The sequence below is a fragment of the Ornithinimicrobium sp. F0845 genome (assembly GCF_023015765.1).
GTDB lineage: Bacteria > Actinomycetota > Actinomycetes > Actinomycetales > Dermatophilaceae > Ornithinicoccus.
The window spans coordinates 90347-105681 of record NZ_JALKAL010000010.1; the positions used below are offsets into that span (position 1 = coordinate 90347).

General features: G+C 71.0%; 16 protein-coding genes. 8 read left to right on the forward strand and 8 right to left on the reverse strand.

All coding sequences use genetic code 11. The features are described from left to right. Positions 1–30: 30 nt before the first annotated feature. Positions 31–462 (reverse strand): MerR family DNA-binding transcriptional regulator, encoded by a 432-nt coding sequence (locus MWU75_RS14520; protein WP_247092063.1) that lies wholly within the window; start codon positions 460–462, stop codon positions 31–33. A 75-nt stretch (positions 463–537) separates the two neighbouring features. Here MWU75_RS14520 and MWU75_RS14525 point away from each other — a divergent pair, with 75 nt between their 5' ends. From MWU75_RS14525 to MWU75_RS14535, 3 genes are all read left to right on the forward strand, one after another. Continuing rightward, positions 538–1722 carry an acyl-CoA dehydrogenase family protein gene (locus tag MWU75_RS14525; RefSeq protein WP_247092065.1) on the forward strand — a complete coding sequence of 395 codons (1185 nt, stop codon included), beginning with the start codon at positions 538–540 and terminating at the stop codon, positions 1720–1722. Between the two features lie 27 nt (positions 1723–1749). After that, positions 1750–3342 (forward strand): acyl-CoA carboxylase subunit beta, encoded by a 1593-nt coding sequence (locus tag MWU75_RS14530; RefSeq protein ID WP_247092067.1) that lies wholly within the window; start codon positions 1750–1752, stop codon positions 3340–3342. A gap of 352 nt (positions 3343–3694) precedes the next feature. Beyond that, a complete protein-coding gene (locus tag MWU75_RS14535) occupies positions 3695–5266 on the forward strand; it encodes a SulP family inorganic anion transporter (RefSeq protein ID WP_247092069.1) in 1572 nt (523 codons plus the stop codon). Between the two features lie 92 nt (positions 5267–5358). On the opposite strand, the gene MWU75_RS14540 is transcribed toward MWU75_RS14535, so the two are convergent. The 4 genes from MWU75_RS14540 to MWU75_RS14555 form a co-directional block, all read right to left on the reverse strand. Then, positions 5359–6144, reverse strand: coding sequence for a hypothetical protein (locus MWU75_RS14540; RefSeq protein ID WP_247092070.1), 786 nt, complete (start codon positions 6142–6144; stop codon positions 5359–5361). A gap of 72 nt (positions 6145–6216) precedes the next feature. Continuing rightward, complete coding sequence (locus MWU75_RS14545) at positions 6217–6693, reverse strand: hypothetical protein (RefSeq protein WP_247092073.1); 477 nt, start codon at positions 6691–6693, stop codon at positions 6217–6219. A 13-nt stretch (positions 6694–6706) separates the two neighbouring features. Then, the gene (locus MWU75_RS14550; RefSeq protein ID WP_247092075.1) at positions 6707–7120 is read right to left on the reverse strand and encodes a hypothetical protein; all 414 of its coding nucleotides are present in this window, start codon (positions 7118–7120) and stop codon (positions 6707–6709) included. Then, the gene (locus MWU75_RS14555; protein ID WP_247092077.1) at positions 7117–7761 is read right to left on the reverse strand and encodes a Maf family protein; all 645 of its coding nucleotides are present in this window, start codon (positions 7759–7761) and stop codon (positions 7117–7119) included. The genes MWU75_RS14550 and MWU75_RS14555 overlap by 4 nt, the downstream gene beginning before the upstream one ends. A gap of 93 nt (positions 7762–7854) precedes the next feature. On the opposite strand from MWU75_RS14555, the gene MWU75_RS14560 reads away from it, so the two are divergent. Then, a complete protein-coding gene (locus MWU75_RS14560; protein ID WP_348647786.1) occupies positions 7855–8364 on the forward strand; it encodes a DinB family protein in 510 nt (169 codons plus the stop codon). Here MWU75_RS14560 and MWU75_RS14565 read toward each other — a convergent pair. Further along, positions 8355–9263: a transglutaminase-like domain-containing protein gene (locus tag MWU75_RS14565; RefSeq protein ID WP_247092081.1), complete on the reverse strand. Its 909-nt coding sequence runs from the start codon at positions 9261–9263 to the stop codon at positions 8355–8357. The genes MWU75_RS14560 and MWU75_RS14565 overlap by 10 nt on opposite strands. 158 nt (positions 9264–9421) lie before the next feature. On the opposite strand from MWU75_RS14565, the gene MWU75_RS14570 reads away from it, so the two are divergent. After that, the gene (locus MWU75_RS14570) at positions 9422–10222 is read left to right on the forward strand and encodes a hypothetical protein (RefSeq protein ID WP_247092083.1); all 801 of its coding nucleotides are present in this window, start codon (positions 9422–9424) and stop codon (positions 10220–10222) included. 103 nt (positions 10223–10325) lie between these two features. Here MWU75_RS14570 and MWU75_RS14575 read toward each other — a convergent pair whose 3' ends face one another. Next, a complete protein-coding gene (locus tag MWU75_RS14575) occupies positions 10326–12011 on the reverse strand; it encodes a DUF885 domain-containing protein (protein WP_247092085.1) in 1686 nt (561 codons plus the stop codon). A 60-nt stretch (positions 12012–12071) separates the two neighbouring features. Between MWU75_RS14575 and MWU75_RS14580 the strand changes: the two genes are divergently transcribed. Together MWU75_RS14580 and MWU75_RS14585 are read left to right on the forward strand one after the other, a co-directional pair. Next, complete coding sequence (locus tag MWU75_RS14580; RefSeq protein WP_247092087.1) at positions 12072–12497, forward strand: PPOX class F420-dependent oxidoreductase; 426 nt, start codon at positions 12072–12074, stop codon at positions 12495–12497. 30 nt (positions 12498–12527) lie between these two features. Beyond that, on the forward strand, positions 12528–13229 hold the full coding sequence (locus tag MWU75_RS14585) for an MOSC domain-containing protein (RefSeq protein WP_247092089.1): 702 nt from the start codon (positions 12528–12530) through the stop codon (positions 13227–13229). 34 nt (positions 13230–13263) lie between these two features. Here MWU75_RS14585 and MWU75_RS14590 read toward each other — a convergent pair whose 3' ends face one another. Then, entirely contained in the window at positions 13264–13587 is a 324-nt protein-coding gene (locus MWU75_RS14590) for a DUF2200 domain-containing protein (RefSeq protein ID WP_247092168.1), read from the reverse strand. Between the two features lie 162 nt (positions 13588–13749). Here MWU75_RS14590 and MWU75_RS14595 point away from each other — a divergent pair, with 162 nt between their 5' ends. Then, entirely contained in the window at positions 13750–15129 is a 1380-nt protein-coding gene (locus MWU75_RS14595) for an FAD-dependent oxidoreductase (protein WP_247092092.1), read from the forward strand. Positions 15130–15335: the final 206 nt, after the last annotated feature.

Below are 15335 nucleotides of genomic sequence, written 5' to 3' on the forward strand. Positions count from 1 at the left end.
ACGAAAAGCCGGGGTGGACCAGCAAAACCACTACGAAAATTGGGCGAGGTCCTCGTGGCAGCGGCGTTCCAGGGTGTCCAGCTCGGCGAGGGACTGCTCGATGTCGCGGCGGCGGCTCTCCAGGTCGGCGCGGCGGTCGTCGATCTGGGCCAGCAGGTAGCGCAGCTGTCCGGCCTCGCCGGGCTGCTCGTCATACATGTTGATGATCGTGCGGATCTCCTCCAGCGGGAAGCCGATCCGGCGACCCCGGAGGATCAGCGCGAGGCGGATGCGGTCGCGGGGGTGGAAGACGCGCTGGGTGCCGCGTCGCTCGGGGGAGAGCAGGCCGAGGTCCTCGTAGTGACGGACCGCCCGGTGGGTCACGCCGAACTCCTCGGCGACCTCCGCGATCGTCCAGGTCGCGTTGTCGGTCGCGTTGTCGGTGGTCGCGTTCTCCGGGGTCGCGGCCTGCGCACTTGTCATGGCACCCCATGATGCTTTACGTTTACGTTAACGTCAAGCACGCTTGAGCGTGCCTACCCGAGAGGCCAGCCCCCGATGTTTGAGCTCAGCAGCGACCACGAGGACTTCCGTCGACTCGTCCGTGACTTCGCGGAGGCCGAGATCGGCCCCCACGTGGAGGAGTGGGACAGAGACAGCCACTTCCCGGTCCACCTGGTGCCCAAGATGGGCGAGCTCGGGCTGTTCGGCCTCGAGGCGCCCGAGGAGTTCGGTGGTGCCGGGATGGGCCACGAGGGCTTCTCCTACCTGTGCGTCGCGATCGAGGAGCTCGGCCGGGTCGACCAGGCCATGGGCATCACCCTGGAGGCCGGCGTCGGTCTGGGCATCAACCCGATCCAGACCTACGGCTCCCAGGAGCAGAAGGAGCGCTGGCTCCCGGACCTGCTCGCCGGCAAGGCCCTGGCGGGCTTCGGCCTGACCGAGCCCGAGGCCGGGTCCGACGCCGGGGCCACCCGCACGCGCGCGGTGCTCGAGGACGGCGAGTGGGTCATCAACGGCGCCAAGTCGTTCATCACCAACTCCGGCACCGACATCACCTCGGTCGTCACCGTCACGGCCAAGACCGGGGAGACCGCCGACGGGAAGCCCGAGATCAGCGCGATCATCGTGCCCACCGGCACCGACGGCTTCACCGTCGAGCCGCCCTACCGCAAGCTCGGCTGGCACATCTCCGACACCCACGGTCTGACCTTCGACGGTGCCCGGGTCCCCGAGGCCAACCTGCTCGGTGAGCGCGGGCACGGGTTCAAGCAGTTCCTCAAGACCCTCGACGACGGCCGGATCGCCATCGCCGCGCTCGCCGTCGGCTGCCTGCAGCGGATGCTCGAGGAGACCACCCGCTACAGCCAGGAGCGTCTGGCCTTCGGCAAGCCGATCGCGACCTACCAGGGTGTCTCGTTCCAGGTCGCCGACATCGCGGTGATGACCGAGGCCGCCCGGGCGCTGGTCTACAAGGCCGCGTGGCTGCGCGAGCAGCACGCCGCCGGCAAGCGCTCGATGGCCCAGGTCAAGCAGGCGGCCTCGATCGCCAAGCTCTACGCCACCGAGTCGGCGGTCACCGCGACGCGCATCGGCACCCAGGTCTTCGGCGGCAACGGCTTCATGGAGGAGTACCCCGTCGCCCGCTTCTATCGCGACGCCAAGATCCTGGAGATCGGCGAGGGCACCTCCGAGGTGCAGCGCATGCTCATCGCGCGCGGCCTCGGCCTGCCCGCCGCCTGAGCGGCGGCACCTGACACCATGAGCGGCATGACACCGCAGTCAGTTCCCGGCGAGGCCCCGTTCGCCGACCCCTCGGAGGGGACCGACGCCCGGGTGGGCGACCTCCGCGGCCGGTTCGCCACGGCATACTCCGCCTCCGACGCGCCGAGCGAGAAGGCGCGCGCCAAGCTCGACTCGCAGAACAAGCTCTATGTCCGCGAGCGGATCGCGCTCCTCTTCGACGAGGGCACCTTCGTCGAGGACGGGCGCTACGCCAACGCCATGGCGGCCGGGCTGCCCGCCGACGGCGTGGTGACCGGTCGCGGCGAGGTCGACGGCCGTGCGGCGATCGTGGTCGCCAACGACCCGACGGTGAAGGCCGGCTCGTGGGGGGCGCGGACCGTGGAGAAGATCATCCGGGCCACCGAGATGGCGCTGCGCGAGGAGCTGCCGATCTTCTGGTTCGTGGACTCCGCCGGAGCCCGGATCACCGACCAGGTCGAGCTCTTCCCGGGGCGTCGCGGAGCGGGGCGGATCTTCCACAACCAGGTCGCGCTGTCCGGCAAGGTCCCGCAGATCTGCTGCCTGTTCGGGCCGTCGGCCGCCGGTGGCGCCTACATCCCCAGCTTCACCGACCTGATCATCATGGTCGAGGGCAACGCCTCGATGTATCTGGGCAGCCCCCGGATGGCCGAGATGGTCGTCGGCGAGAAGGTCTCCCTGGAGGAGATGGGCGGTGCCCGGATGCACTGCACCGTCTCCGGGGTGGGCGACCTGCTGGCCACCGACGACACCGAGGCGATCGAGCTGGCCAAGCTGTACTTCTCCTACGTGCCCGACAACTGGCGCACCCCCGGCCCCCGCTACGAGGCGGAGGCGCCCGCGGTGCCGCTCACCCGGCATACCGTCCCCGAGGCGGAGTCACTCCCGTTCGACATCCGAGAGGTGATCGACGGGCTGGTCGACGACGACAGCTTCTTCGAGATCAAGCCGCTGTTCGCCGCCGAGCTGGTCGTCGGCTTCGGCCGGATGGCGGGGGAGACCGTCGGCATCGTCGCGAACAACTCCGCGGTCAAGGGCGGCGTGCTCTTCACCGACTCCGCGGACAAGGCGACCCGCTTCATCTGGCTGTGCGACGCGTTCGGGATCCCGCTGATCTACCTGGCGGACGTGCCGGGATTCATGATCGGCTCGGAGGTCGAGCGCGGCGGCATCATCCGGCACGGCGCCAAGATGGTCTCGGCCGTTTCCGAGGCGACCGTCCCGCAGTTCTGCGTCGTGGTGCGCAAGGCCTACGGGGCCGGGCTCTATGCGATGGGTGGCCCGGGCTTCATGCCGGACGCCACGCTCGCGCTGCCCACCGCCAAGATCGCGGTCATGGGGCCCGAGGCGGCCGTCAACGCGGTCTACGCCAACAAGATCGCCGAGATCGCCGACCCCGACGAGCAGGCGGCGTTCATCGCGGCGCGGCGTGCGGAGTACGAGGAGGACGTCGACCTCGAGCGCCTCGCCGCTGACCTGGTGATCGACGGGGTGATCGAGGCGGACGCGCTGCGTGAGGAGCTCCTGCACCGGCTGAGGTATGCCGCGCGGCGGGACCGGCACTTCTCGAGCCGGCACCGGGCGGTCCCGCCGGTCTGATCGGCCCACCCTTCGCTGTGCCGAGAAGACGGGTCTGACACCCCTGGGCAACTGGTCGACGAGGCCCGCGAGAAGGGCTTCGACGCGGAGGCCAGGGCCGGCGAGATCGTGGAGTGGCTCAAGGCCGACCTCGACCTTCCCCAGCCCACGACGTGAGGGTGGGTCGATAGCAGGGCCTGAGCCTGAGGGGAGGTCGAGCCGGGGCTGCGATAGAGTCGTGCGCAGCGACGGCGCACCGCCGTCGCTTTCGTGTGCCTGTGTGGCCTCCGGTGCTGCGCAACGACACCTGCGGACAACGTCGCCGTGAGCCCGCGGGTCCCACGTTGCCGCATCCCTGCCTGCAAGGAGCCAGATGGCCGAGCCGACCACCACCGTGCCCGCTGACCGTCCGACCGCTGTCGTCCCCGAGGCAGGAGAGCGAGACACCTCCACCCGCGCCGCGCTCCGCAACCCGCGGCGGCTGCGCACCGAGGTCCTTGCCGGCCTGGTCGTGGCGCTCGCCCTGATCCCGGAGGCGATCTCCTTCTCGATCATCGCCGGCGTTGACCCCCGCGTGGGGCTGTTCTCCAGCTTCGTCATGGCCGTCACGATCGCCGTCGTCGGTGGGCGTCCGGCGATGATCTCCGCCGCCACCGGCGCGGTGGCGCTCGTCATCGCACCCGTCGCCCGGGAGTACGGGCTCGACTACTTCCTCGCCACGGTCATCCTCGCGGGGATCCTGCAGATCCTGCTCGCGGTGCTCGGCGTGGCCAAGCTGATGCGGTTCATCCCGCGCATGGTCATGGTCGGCTTCGTCAACGCTCTGGCCATCCTCATCTTCATGGCTCAGCTCCCCCATCTGGTCGGCGTGCCCTGGCTGGTCTACCCGATGGTCGCGCTCGGCCTGCTCATCCTGGTGGCGCTGCCCCGCCTGACCACGGTGGTGCCGGCTCCGCTCGTCGCGATCGTCGTGATCACCGCCCTGGTGTGGGCAGCAGGCTGGGAGCTGCCGGACGTGTCCGACCAGGGCGAGCTGCCGACGTCGCTGCCCGAGCTGCTGGTGCCGATCGTGCCGCTGACCCTGGAGACCCTGCAGATTATCGGGCCCGTCGCCCTGGCGATGGCCCTGGTCGGGCTGTTGGAGTCGCTGATGACCGCCAAGCTCGTCGACGGCATCACCGACACACACTCAAACAAGACCCGCGAGAGCTGGGGGCAGGGCGTCGCCAACGTGGCCTCCGGACTGTTCGGCGGCATGGGTGGCTGCGCGATGATCGGCCAGACCATGATCAACGTGAAGGTGTCCGGAGCGCGCACCCGCATCTCGACCTTCCTGGCCGGCGTCTTCCTGCTCGCCCTCGTGGTCGGCGCGGGACCGGTGGTCGGGATGATCCCGATGGCGGCCCTGGTCGCGGTGATGGTCATGGTCTCCGCCGCCACCTTCGACTGGCACAGCATCCACCCGGCGACCCTGCGGCGCATGCCGCACAGTGAGAACCTGGTGATGCTCCTCACGGTCCTGGTGACGGTCCTGACCGACAACCTGGCCTACGGCGTCATCGTCGGGGTGAACGCCGCGATCATCCTCTTCGCACGGCGGGTGGCGCACTTCGCCTCGGTCGCGCCCGTCACCGAGAGCGTCAACGGTGACGGCGGTGACGACGACGTCCGAGAGTCTGACGTGCGCACCTACAAGGTGTCGGGCGAGCTGTTCTTTGCCACCAGCAACGATCTGGTCTACCAGTTCGACTATGCCGGCGACCCGCCCCGGATCGTCATCGACCTGTCGGACAGCCACATCTGGGATGCCTCGACGGTGGCGGCACTGGACGCCGTGCGGACCAAGTACGAGCGCCTCGGGAAGGAGGTCGAGATCACCGGGCTCAACTGGTCCTCGGCCGCCCGTCACGACCTGCTGACCGGACAGCTGGGCGGCGGACACTAGGCCCCTGCTGGCCACTGGCCGGTGCCGGTGACCACGGGCCAGGCCGAGTCGCGGTCGCGGAGCCGATCGTCAGACCTGGTCGGTGACGCGGGTCAGTCGTCCTCGAAGCGTGCCTCGACGACCGAGTGCTCGGCGCAATGGTCGGCCTGGGCGTTGTCCACGCGCAGGGTCAGGACCTCGCCGGTCTGCGTCTCGGTGTAGGTCACAATCGTGGAGCCGGCGGCTCCCTCGGTGCTGATCCGCTCCCAGTGCGGGCTGCCACGGTCGCCCAGGGTGTGCACGACCTCGTCGGTGGCCAGACGCTGCATGGCGGCCCGGTCACCCTCACCCCAGGCCACGACCAGGGTGTCGGCATAGTCCTCCGGCGCGGTCGGCAGCGCGTCCTGGCTGTCATCGGCGGTGGTGTACTGCGCCTCGACGACGGCCTGCCCGGCCCCCTGACCGACCAACTCGTTCTCGAGGCGCAGGGCGAGCGTGTCGCCGGTCTCCGTGTTGGTGTAGGTCACGATGGTGGACCCGGCGGCTCCTTCTGCGCTGGTCTGGTCCCAGTGGGGGCCGCCCCGGTCGTCAAGGCTCTGGACGACCTCGTCGGTCGCCAGGCGTGCCATGGTGGTCTGGTCGTCTGATCCCCAGGCTCGGACGAAGTGGTCGGCGTAGTCCGTCGGCACGGTTGGCAGCGCGCTCGTGCTCCCCGAGGCAGCGTCACCCGAGGCGGTCTCACCCGGGGTGCTGGGGGCGGTGGCCTGCGAGTCGTCCGGCGGCACCACGGAGCCGGTGCTGGTCGGCGTGGGCTGGTCGTTGTCTCCCGAACAGCCTGACAGCAGCGCGACGAGTGCGCTGGTCGCGATGATGGCGGTGGTGGTGCTCCTTCGATCCATGATGTCTTCCCTGCCTTCGTGGTGCGCGTGAGTGTGCACCACTGCCATCAAGGCACTTGGGACTGGGAGGATTCAGGGAGTCTGCTGAGAGTTCTGTGACGGTCTTGCGGCTGTCTCTGCGGGCGTCGCCTCGTGCCCGGGGAGGCCGGCCGAGCGCCGCTCCTGCTTGAGCCGCGCCTCGTGCAGGTGTCGGGTGCCGCCGACCAGGGTCTCGCGAGCCTCCTTCTCCAGGGCTCGGAACACCGACCAGTAGGTGTCGTCGTAGTCCTCCACGATCTGGAAGGTCCACCGGCCGGGGAGCACGTTGCGGCCCACGAGCTCGGTGTCGATGCGGTCCGCCAGCCGGTCGTGCCCTGCCCGGCGGAGCAGTCCTACGGCGTCGCCCAGGGCGAAGTCCGCCGACCCGGTCATCTGGTGGAACCGGTACAGGTCGCCCCGGGCGATCTCGACCTTCTCCAGCGCCTCACTCAGCTTGCCCAGCGCCTCCACGGTCAGCTCGTCGACATCGGGAGGGGTGCGGTGGTCGTTGTCGGGCAGGTCACCGTCCATGGCGCCACGCTACCTACGTCGAGCGCAGGGCGCGCTCGGCAGCCGCACGCACCCGCGCGTTGTCGTCCTTCCGCAGGTCGGCCACCTCACCGGTGAGCTCGGAGAGCCCGTGGGCACGGACCACCTTCAGGCCCATCTCACGCACCCGCCAGTGCTCGTCACGCAGCGCCACGGAGACCGCCGCGAGCGCGCTGTCGTCCCAGACGTAGAGCAGTCCTCGCGCTCCCCACACGCGCCGCCAGTAGGCCGCCCAGTCCTCCGTGCCGCCCAGCCACGCCAGGTCCGGGTCGTCGGCGCGTTCCTGCCCCAGCACGAGCCGCACGCACCAGTCGGCCACGGTGTCCTCGCCGAGGACCTCGGCGGCCGAGGCCAGCAGGACCCGCGGGTGTGCTCCCCGGGGCGGTCCGCTGGGCCGGCCGGTCGTCATACTGCCGATCGCAGGGTGTGCCAGGGGATCCCGAGGTCGCCGAGCAGCGTCCGCAGGACGGGCAGGGACAGACCGACGACCGTGTGGAAGTCGCCCTCGATCCCGGTCACGTAGGGCCCGCCGAGGCCGTCGACGGTGAACGCCCCGGCCACCCGCAGCGGCTCCCCGGTGGCGACATAGTCCTCGATCTCGGCATCGCTCAGGTCGGCGAAGTGCACGAGTGTGGAGGACGTGGCGCCGACCGTGCCGCCGGTCCCGCCCTCGTCGGCCTCGCGCAGGTCGATGAGCCAGTGGCCGGTGTGCAGTATGCCGGAGCGCCCCCGCATCCTGCGCCAGCGGCTGACCGCCTCGGCCGGGTCGGCGGGCTTGCCGTGGACCTCACCGTCCAGCTCCAGGACCGAATCGCACCCGAGCACCAGGTCGGTGTCGAGGTCGCCGGCGGCGACGTCCTCGCACTTCGCCCGGGCGAGGAGCAGCGCGATGTCGGACGGCTCCAGGGCACCGTCGGCCGCCGTCTCCGCCGCGGCCTGGACCGCGGTCTCGTCGACCGTGGAGATGACGACGACCGGCTCGACGCCCGCCGATCGCAGGGTGGACAGTCGGGCCGGGGAGGCGGAGGCGAGGACGAGTCGGGTCGGCACGGGACCTACGGTAACCGTCGGCGATGACGGTCAACGGCCGCGGCGTGGCCCGCCACGACGACAGGTTCGACCGAGCGAGAGACGCTCATCGAGATCTATGACGACCAGCGACACAATCTCCTGATCGCGATGAACGGGTTGACCGAGGAGCAGGCACGCACCCGCAGCACGGCGAGCCAGTTGACGCTGGGCGGGCTGCTCAAGCACGTCACGCTCAACGAACGCGGCTGGATCGACACCATCACCCGGGCGGACCCCGACGCGGAGTTCGACATGGAGGCCGTCGCCCACGCCTACGAGCTGACCGCCGATGAGACCTTCGCGCAGTGGTTGGAGGAGTTCGCGGCGCAGGCCGAGCGGACCAACAGCTTCATCCGGGAGGTGCCCGACCTGGACGCGATGATCCCGCTGCCCCGTGCCCCCTGGGACCCCCAGCCCGGCCACCAGAGCGTGCGGCGGATCCTGCTGCACATGTTCCGCGAGACGGCCCACCACAGCGGGCACGCGGACATCATCCGGGAGGAGCTGGACGGCGAGAACACGACGATGACGATGGCGCGCGACGCGGGGATGACCTTCGAGGAGGAGGTCCCTCAGGAGTGATCCGCCCGGGCCAGTGACTCCTCCACGGGCGGGCCGCCGTCCGGGTCGAACCTGTGCACGCGGTCGCCGGGGTGCAGCCGGGGGTCGGACAGGAACCAGCACCGCAGTGCCTCCTCCGCCACCGAGTTCCCCGCGTCCGCCGCCACCACCTGGGCAGCGACCCGGTCGGTGAGGGTCACCAGGTCCTCGGGGACGTCCCGTCCAGGGGGTGCCATCGCTCCCCACGCATCCCACAGGAGCAGCTCCTCCCCGAAGCGGTGGGCGAGGTCGCGCAGCACATACTGCTGGATCATCGTGGGCCCACCCTCAGGATGACCGGGTGCGACGCCGTACTGCTGGGGGTCGATCTGCCCCGCACGCCAGGAACGCCACACCTCGGCAGCGGTCGGGAATGGCGAGTCTGGCCCCGTCGGCATGTCCATCGGCGTGTCCAGCCCGCCCTGCGGGCCGCTGAGCTCGGGGTCGAAACGCACCCACCGGCCGTCGGGACCATCGAGCCGCGCCTCGACGACGACGTGGTCGTGGTGGAAACCGGGGTTGAGGTAGCCGGCGAAGCCCAGGCGGCCCCGCGCCGCGATGCCGTGCTGGCGCAGGACCGCGCAGGCGAACAGGGTGTGGTCCCGGCAGCAGCCCTGGACCCGCTCCTCGGGTGCGCGTGCCACGTCCAGGGCGGCGGAGCCGTGGCGCTGCTGGTCCCGCTCGAGGGACCGGACGAGCCATCGGGCGTGGATGTCGTCACGGGTGTGTGGAGGGGTGGCCACCGCGTCGTCGCGGTAGTGCACGATGACGTTGCGGGCCACCGCGGACAGCACCGCCGGGTCTGGCTCGACCGCCGTCAGGAGGTCGGCCCACGGGCCGGGGTCGCTGTACGCCGTGTGCCGGTCGAGTCGGAGGGCCATGCGTCGAGGGTCCGCTGCGCGAGGGATGGCGTCAACCGGTTATGGCCGCAGGGCGCCGTGGCCAGCCGCTCTCTCACGGTGGCGTGCGCGGGGTAGTGTCATCGACCGGCACCGGCGGGGAACGGCGTGCCCGGGGATCGAGCGGAGGAGCGGACATCGTGTGGAGCTGGCAGATCAAGGCGCACCAGACGTGGATCGCCATGATCGTCATCGGGGTGATCTTCACCCTGGGCGGTCTCGGGGTCCTGGTGGGGGCGTTGCTCGTCGACGACACCTTCGTGCGCTGGGTGCTGATCGTGGTCGGCGTGCTGGTCCTCGTCGTGGGCGTCGCTCCCTTGGCGTATGCCCCGCGAGCCAGGCGCGAGACCGGGCGCAAGGTCGCCGCCGACCTGGTGCGTGCTGAGCCGAAACCGGGTGCCGACACCCTCGGCAGGCCCTGGCCGGTTCCCGTGCTGGCCGGCGCGCTGGCCCACGAGCTGCAGGGCACGCCCTACGTCGTCGAGCACAACGACCGGCTGATCCGGGTGACGTGGGACCTGGGCGACAGGTCCTGGTGGGTCCTCGCCCAGCGCAACGGGACCCGCCGGGCCTTCGAGACCCGGCTGGTGCTTGCCGGCCCCGGCAAGGTCACCCGTACGGACCACTGGCACTCTCTGGACTGGCAGGCAGGCGTGCCGGTGCTCGGTTCGGTGCGGTCACAGACCTCGGGTGGGCGCGTGTGGCGCTACGAGAAGCGCATCGAGCTCGGCACCGACCGGGACGGCCTGACCAGGGCGGTGGAGTACACCTTCAGCACCGAGGATCTGGATCGTCCCCTGGCGGCCGTGCTCCAGCGCGCCGGCTGGGACAAGCCGGCCTGGGGTGCTGAGGCCAAGGGCGCGCTGATCGTCGCCGGGATCGGCGCCTCGTCGGTCGTGCTGGTGCCGCTGGGATTCCTGCTCAACCACTGGCTGGGCTGAGCCGGACTGACCGCTAGCCGGAGCCATGCGACCGGATGGGCGCGCTGCGACGTCATGGCACTCGCCTGGCGCACATCTGGTCGCACGGCTCCTCGGTGCCCGCTCAGAGCTCGCCGAGCACCGCCTGGCGGAGCGTGTCCAGGCCGACGCCCCCGATGTCGAGCGCGCGCCGGTGGAAGGCCTTGAGGTCGAAGGCCTCGCCCTCGGCCTCGCGCACCTGGTCGCGCAGCTGCAGCCACAGGCGCTCGCCGATCTTGTAGGCCGGCGCCTGGCCCGGCCAGCCGAGATAGCGGTCCAGCTCGAACCGCGCGAACCCCTCCTCCATGTTGGTGTGGTTGTTGAGGAACTCCCACGCCTTGTCGTAGGTCCAGTCGCCGCCCCCGACCTCCAACGGCGCCTCGAAGCCGCAGTGGATGCCGATGTCGAGCACCACCCGGGTGGCGCGCAGCGCCTGGCCGTCCAGCAGCCCCATCCGGTTGCCCGGGTCGTCCATGTAGCCCAGGTCGGCCATCAGCCACTCGGCATACAGCGCCCAGCCCTCGCCGTGACCGGAGGTCCAGGAGGCCATCCGGCGCCACCGGTTGAGCAGTTCGCCGCGATAGACCGTCTGCCCGATCTGCAGGTGGTGGCCCGGGACGCCCTCGTGATAGACGGTCGTCAGCTCGCGCCAGGTGGTGAACTCAGTGACGCCCTTGGGGACCGACCACCACATGCGACCGGGGCGGGAGAAGTCCTCGCTCGGCCCGGTGTAGTAGACGCCGCCGGTCTGGCTCGGCGCGATCATGCACTCGATGCGGCGCACCGGCTCGGGGATGTCGAAGTGGCTGTCGGCCAGGTCGCGGACCACCTCGTCGGCCTTCTCCTGCATCCACTCGCGCAGCGCGTCGGTGCCGTTGAGCTGATAGGCGGGGTCGGCGTCCAGGACCTCGATGGCCTCCTTCACCGTGGATCCGGCCCGGATGGCCTGCGCGGTCTCCAGCATCAGGGCATCGATCCGCGCGACCTCCTCCAGGCCCCAGGCATAGGTCTCCGCCAGGTCGATCTCCGCCCCCAGGAACTGTCGCGAGGCCAGGCGATACCGCTCGACCCCCGAAGCGTCGGACTCCGGCGCCTGCGGCAGGATCTCCTCGGTCAGGTAGCGACCGAGGGTGCCGAAGGCCGCCTTGGCCTCCTCGACGGCGGCCGCCAGGTCACGGCGCACCTCCTCGGGCTGCTCCTGCGCCTCGGTCAGCAGCGCCCAGTAGGTGGAGGCGTCGCCCGCCTGGTCGGCGCACTGCTCGGCGACCTTCTCCACCTGCCGGCGAGGGGAGACCGACCCGCGCTCGGCCGAGTAGGCCAGCGCACCGGCATACTGCTGCAGCGCCGGACCCACCGCCCTGAGGCGACGGGTGATGGTGCCCCAGTCCTCCGCGCTCTCCTTGGTCATGATGTCGAAGATGTCGCGGACCGACTGCACCGGGCAGGCGATCACGTTGAGCTCCACCGGGTCCCGGCCGTCCAGGGTGCGCTGCAGCCCCTCGATCTCCAGCGACAGCCGCTCGCGCATCGCCGCCACGGTGACCTTGTCGACATCGTCGGCCGGGGTCGCCCCGTCCAGCTCGGCCAGGGTCTGCTGATCCAGCGCGAGGTAGGCCCGGTATCCCTCCACCGAGAGGTCGTCGAGCTCGTCCTCACGCCCGGGCACGCCCAGGTAGGTGGCGGTCATCGGGCTCAGGTCGACCGTCGCCTGCAGGTGCGCCTCGGCGATGCGGTCGATGTCGGTCTGGGGACGGCTCGTGGTCTCAGTCACGGAGGCGACGCTATCCCAGCAGGCGGCCGGAGTGACACCGACTTTGGCTACCTTGGGGCCATGGCTCTCACCGACGCGCACCGCGAGTTCCTGTCCGCCCACGGCCTGGCGAGCCTGGCCACCATCAAGCGGGACGGACGCCCGCAGCTGTCCCAGGTCGGCTACCACTTCGACCCCGCCACCGACACCTTCCGCGTCTCGATCACGGGCACCCGGGCCAAGTTCACGAACCTGCGGCGCGACCCGCGGGCGACGTTCCTGGTGGCGGGCGGTCGCTGGGAGTACGTCGTGGTCGACGGCGACGCCACCCTCGGCGAGATCACCACCGACCCGCACGACGCCGCCGGCGACGCCCTCGTCGACCTCTACCGCACCCAGGCGGGGGAGCACCCGGACTGGGAGGAGTACCGCGCGGCGATGGTGGCCGAGCAGCGCCTGGTGCTGACGGTGACGGCCACGCACGCCTACGGCATACTCCCCTCCTGATCCGCCGACCCGGCCCCGTACCGTAGGCGCATGCCTCACCCCGCCCGCGTCCTGTCCGTGAACGTCGGGAAGGCGGTGCCCACCGACCACACGAGCGCCCCCACCGGCACCACCGGGATCGACAAGTATGCCGTGAGCTCGCTGAGCGTGCGCGCGCCCGGCCCGAAGGTCGGCGGCCTGGGCAGTGGGGTGGTGGGGGACCACGTCGGTGACCAGCGCTTCCACGGTGGGGACAACAAGGCGGTCTACCTGTTCGCCCGCGAGGAACTCGACTGGTGGGAGACCGAGCTGGACCGGCCGCTGCGCTCGGGAATCTTCGGCGAGAACCTCACCACCACCGGTCTCGCCGTCGATGACCTCGTCGTGGGCTCGCTGATCGCGGTCGGCGGCCCTGAGGCACCCGGCGTGGTGCTGCGGGTGGCTGGACCGAGGATCCCGTGCCGCACCTTCGCCGGGCACCTGGGGGAGCGGCAGTGGATCAAGCGGTTCTCCCACCGCGGGCTGACGGGTGCATACTGCGCGGTGGCCGCACCGGGGGCGATCCGCGCCGACGACGCGCTGACCGTCCACGACGTCCCGGCGCATGGGCTGACCGTGCCGCAGATGTTCCGGGCGCTCACCGGTGACCTGGAGCTGGTCGAGCGGGTGCTCGCCTCCGGCGTGCTCGCCGGGGAGGAGTTCGCGCAGCTGGCCGAGTCCTTCGAGCGCCGCACCGGCCGCGCGCCGGCCTGACCTAGCTGACCGGTCGGCCGCGCGTGCCGCGGACCTATGCGCGCAGGATTTTGCCCATCGCCTTGCCCTTGGCCAGCTCGTCGACCAGCTTGTCGAGATACCGGATCTTCTGCAGCAGCGGGTCCTGGATGTCCTCGACCCGGATCCCGCACACGACCCCCGAGATCAGGGAGGCGTTGGGGTTCATGGTCACGTGGTCGAAGAGGTCCTCCAACGAGGTCTCCGCGTCAAGGTGCCCTCGGAGCTCGGTCTCGTCCAGGCCGGTGAGCCAGCCGATGACCTCGTCCAGCTCGCCGCGGGTCCGGCCCTTCCGCTCGACCTTGGTCACGTAGTGGGGGTACACCGACGCGAGTGGCATCCTGGCGAGCCGGGCATTGTTCGCGGCCCGCCGGGCCGCGGTCTTCTCAGCATCGCCCTTCGGTGCGGGAGTCATGGAGCCAGTCTCTCAGGCACCACACTCCGGTGGGGCGGTGCCCACCACGCGGTGCCCGGTGTGGACCGCTGTGGGAGGGTCGACCCCATGACGCACCGGATCGTGGTGATCGGCGCCGACGCCGCCGGGATGTCCGCGGCGCACCAGGCGCTGCGGGCCGCGCGCCGGGTCGGTCGGGAGATCTCGGTCCTCGCCTTCGAGGCGACGTCGCACACCTCCTACAGCGCGTGCGGCCTGCCCTACTGGGTGGCTGGCCACGTCGACTCCCCGGAGGACCTGGTCGCCCGGACCGTCGAGGAGCATCGCGCGGCCGGCATCGAGCTGCGGATGGGCACCCGGGTCACCGCGGTCGACCTGGAGGCTCGGACCGTGACGGCAGAGGGTCCCGCCGGTGTCGAGGAGTTCGGCTACGACGACGTCGTCATCGCCACCGGCGCCGCACCGGTCGTGCCGGACTGGGCCCGGGGCGAGGACTCCGCCCCGATAGTCGGGTCGGGTGCCGTGACGACGCTCGACGAGGGCAGGGAGTGGGTGGAGCGGCTCAAGACCCGGGGCGACGTGCTCGTCGCCGGCGGCGGCTACATCGGCCTGGAGATGGTCGAGGCGGCGCTGGCGCGCGGGCACCGGTGCACCCTCCTGACGCGCGGCAGGTTCATGCACAGCCTCGACCCCGAGATGGGCCGGCGGGTCGTGGACGCGATGCGCAGGGCAGGGGTTGACGTCCGCGAGGACGCTGAGGTGATCGGGCTGGACGTCGAGGCCGGTCGCGTCGCCGGAGCACGGACCGCGGACGGCCAGCGAGTTCCGGCCGACCTGGTCGTGCTCGCACTCGGCCTGTCGCCCCGCACCGAGATGGTGGCCGACCAACTGCCCCTCGGCCAGCACCGCGGGCTCTTGCCCGACGCCCGGGGTCGGGCAGACGCAGACCGCAGCGTATGGGCCGCCGGTGACTGCTGCGAGGTGCGGCACCGGCTGTTGGGCGAGCCGCGCTTCCTGCCGCTGGGCACGCACGCCAACAAGCTGGGTCGCGCGCTCGGGGACAACCTCGGGGACCCCGCCAGCCAGCTCACATTTGACGGCGCCCTCGGCACGTCGATCACCCGATTCGTCGGGGGCGAGGAGTACCTCGAGATCGCGATGACCGGTCTCACCGAGGAGGTCGCGGTCGAGGCCGGGCTGGACGTCCTCGCCTCGACCCTCGAGGGGACCACAGCCTCGGGCTACATGCCGGAGGCCGAGCCGATCGCGATCCGGGTCGTCGCCGAGCGCGGCACCCGCCGGTTGCTCGGGGTCCAGATCGTCGGCGGGCACGGGGCGGGCAAGCGCGTCGACGCTGCTGCCGCGGTGCTCTGGTCGGGCGGGACGGTCGACGACCTGGCGTGGATGGACCTGGCCTACGCGCCGCCGTTCGCCACGTCCTGGGAGGTGCTCTCGGTCGCCGCCCGGCGCGTCGCCGAGCGTCTCTGACCTGGCCAGGTGGTCGCGGAGTCGGCACGGCACCTCCCGCAAACCGGTTGTCGAGCACCGGGTTGGCCCGTATCCTCCACGCCATGCACATCACGTTCTGAGCAGGTCGGTGCTCCCCGATCGTGTGGTCGCTCTCGCGCGGGCGGCCACGTGGGCACCGGTCATGACGACGGCACACCACAGAGGTGTCGAGCCGTCGCGTCGCG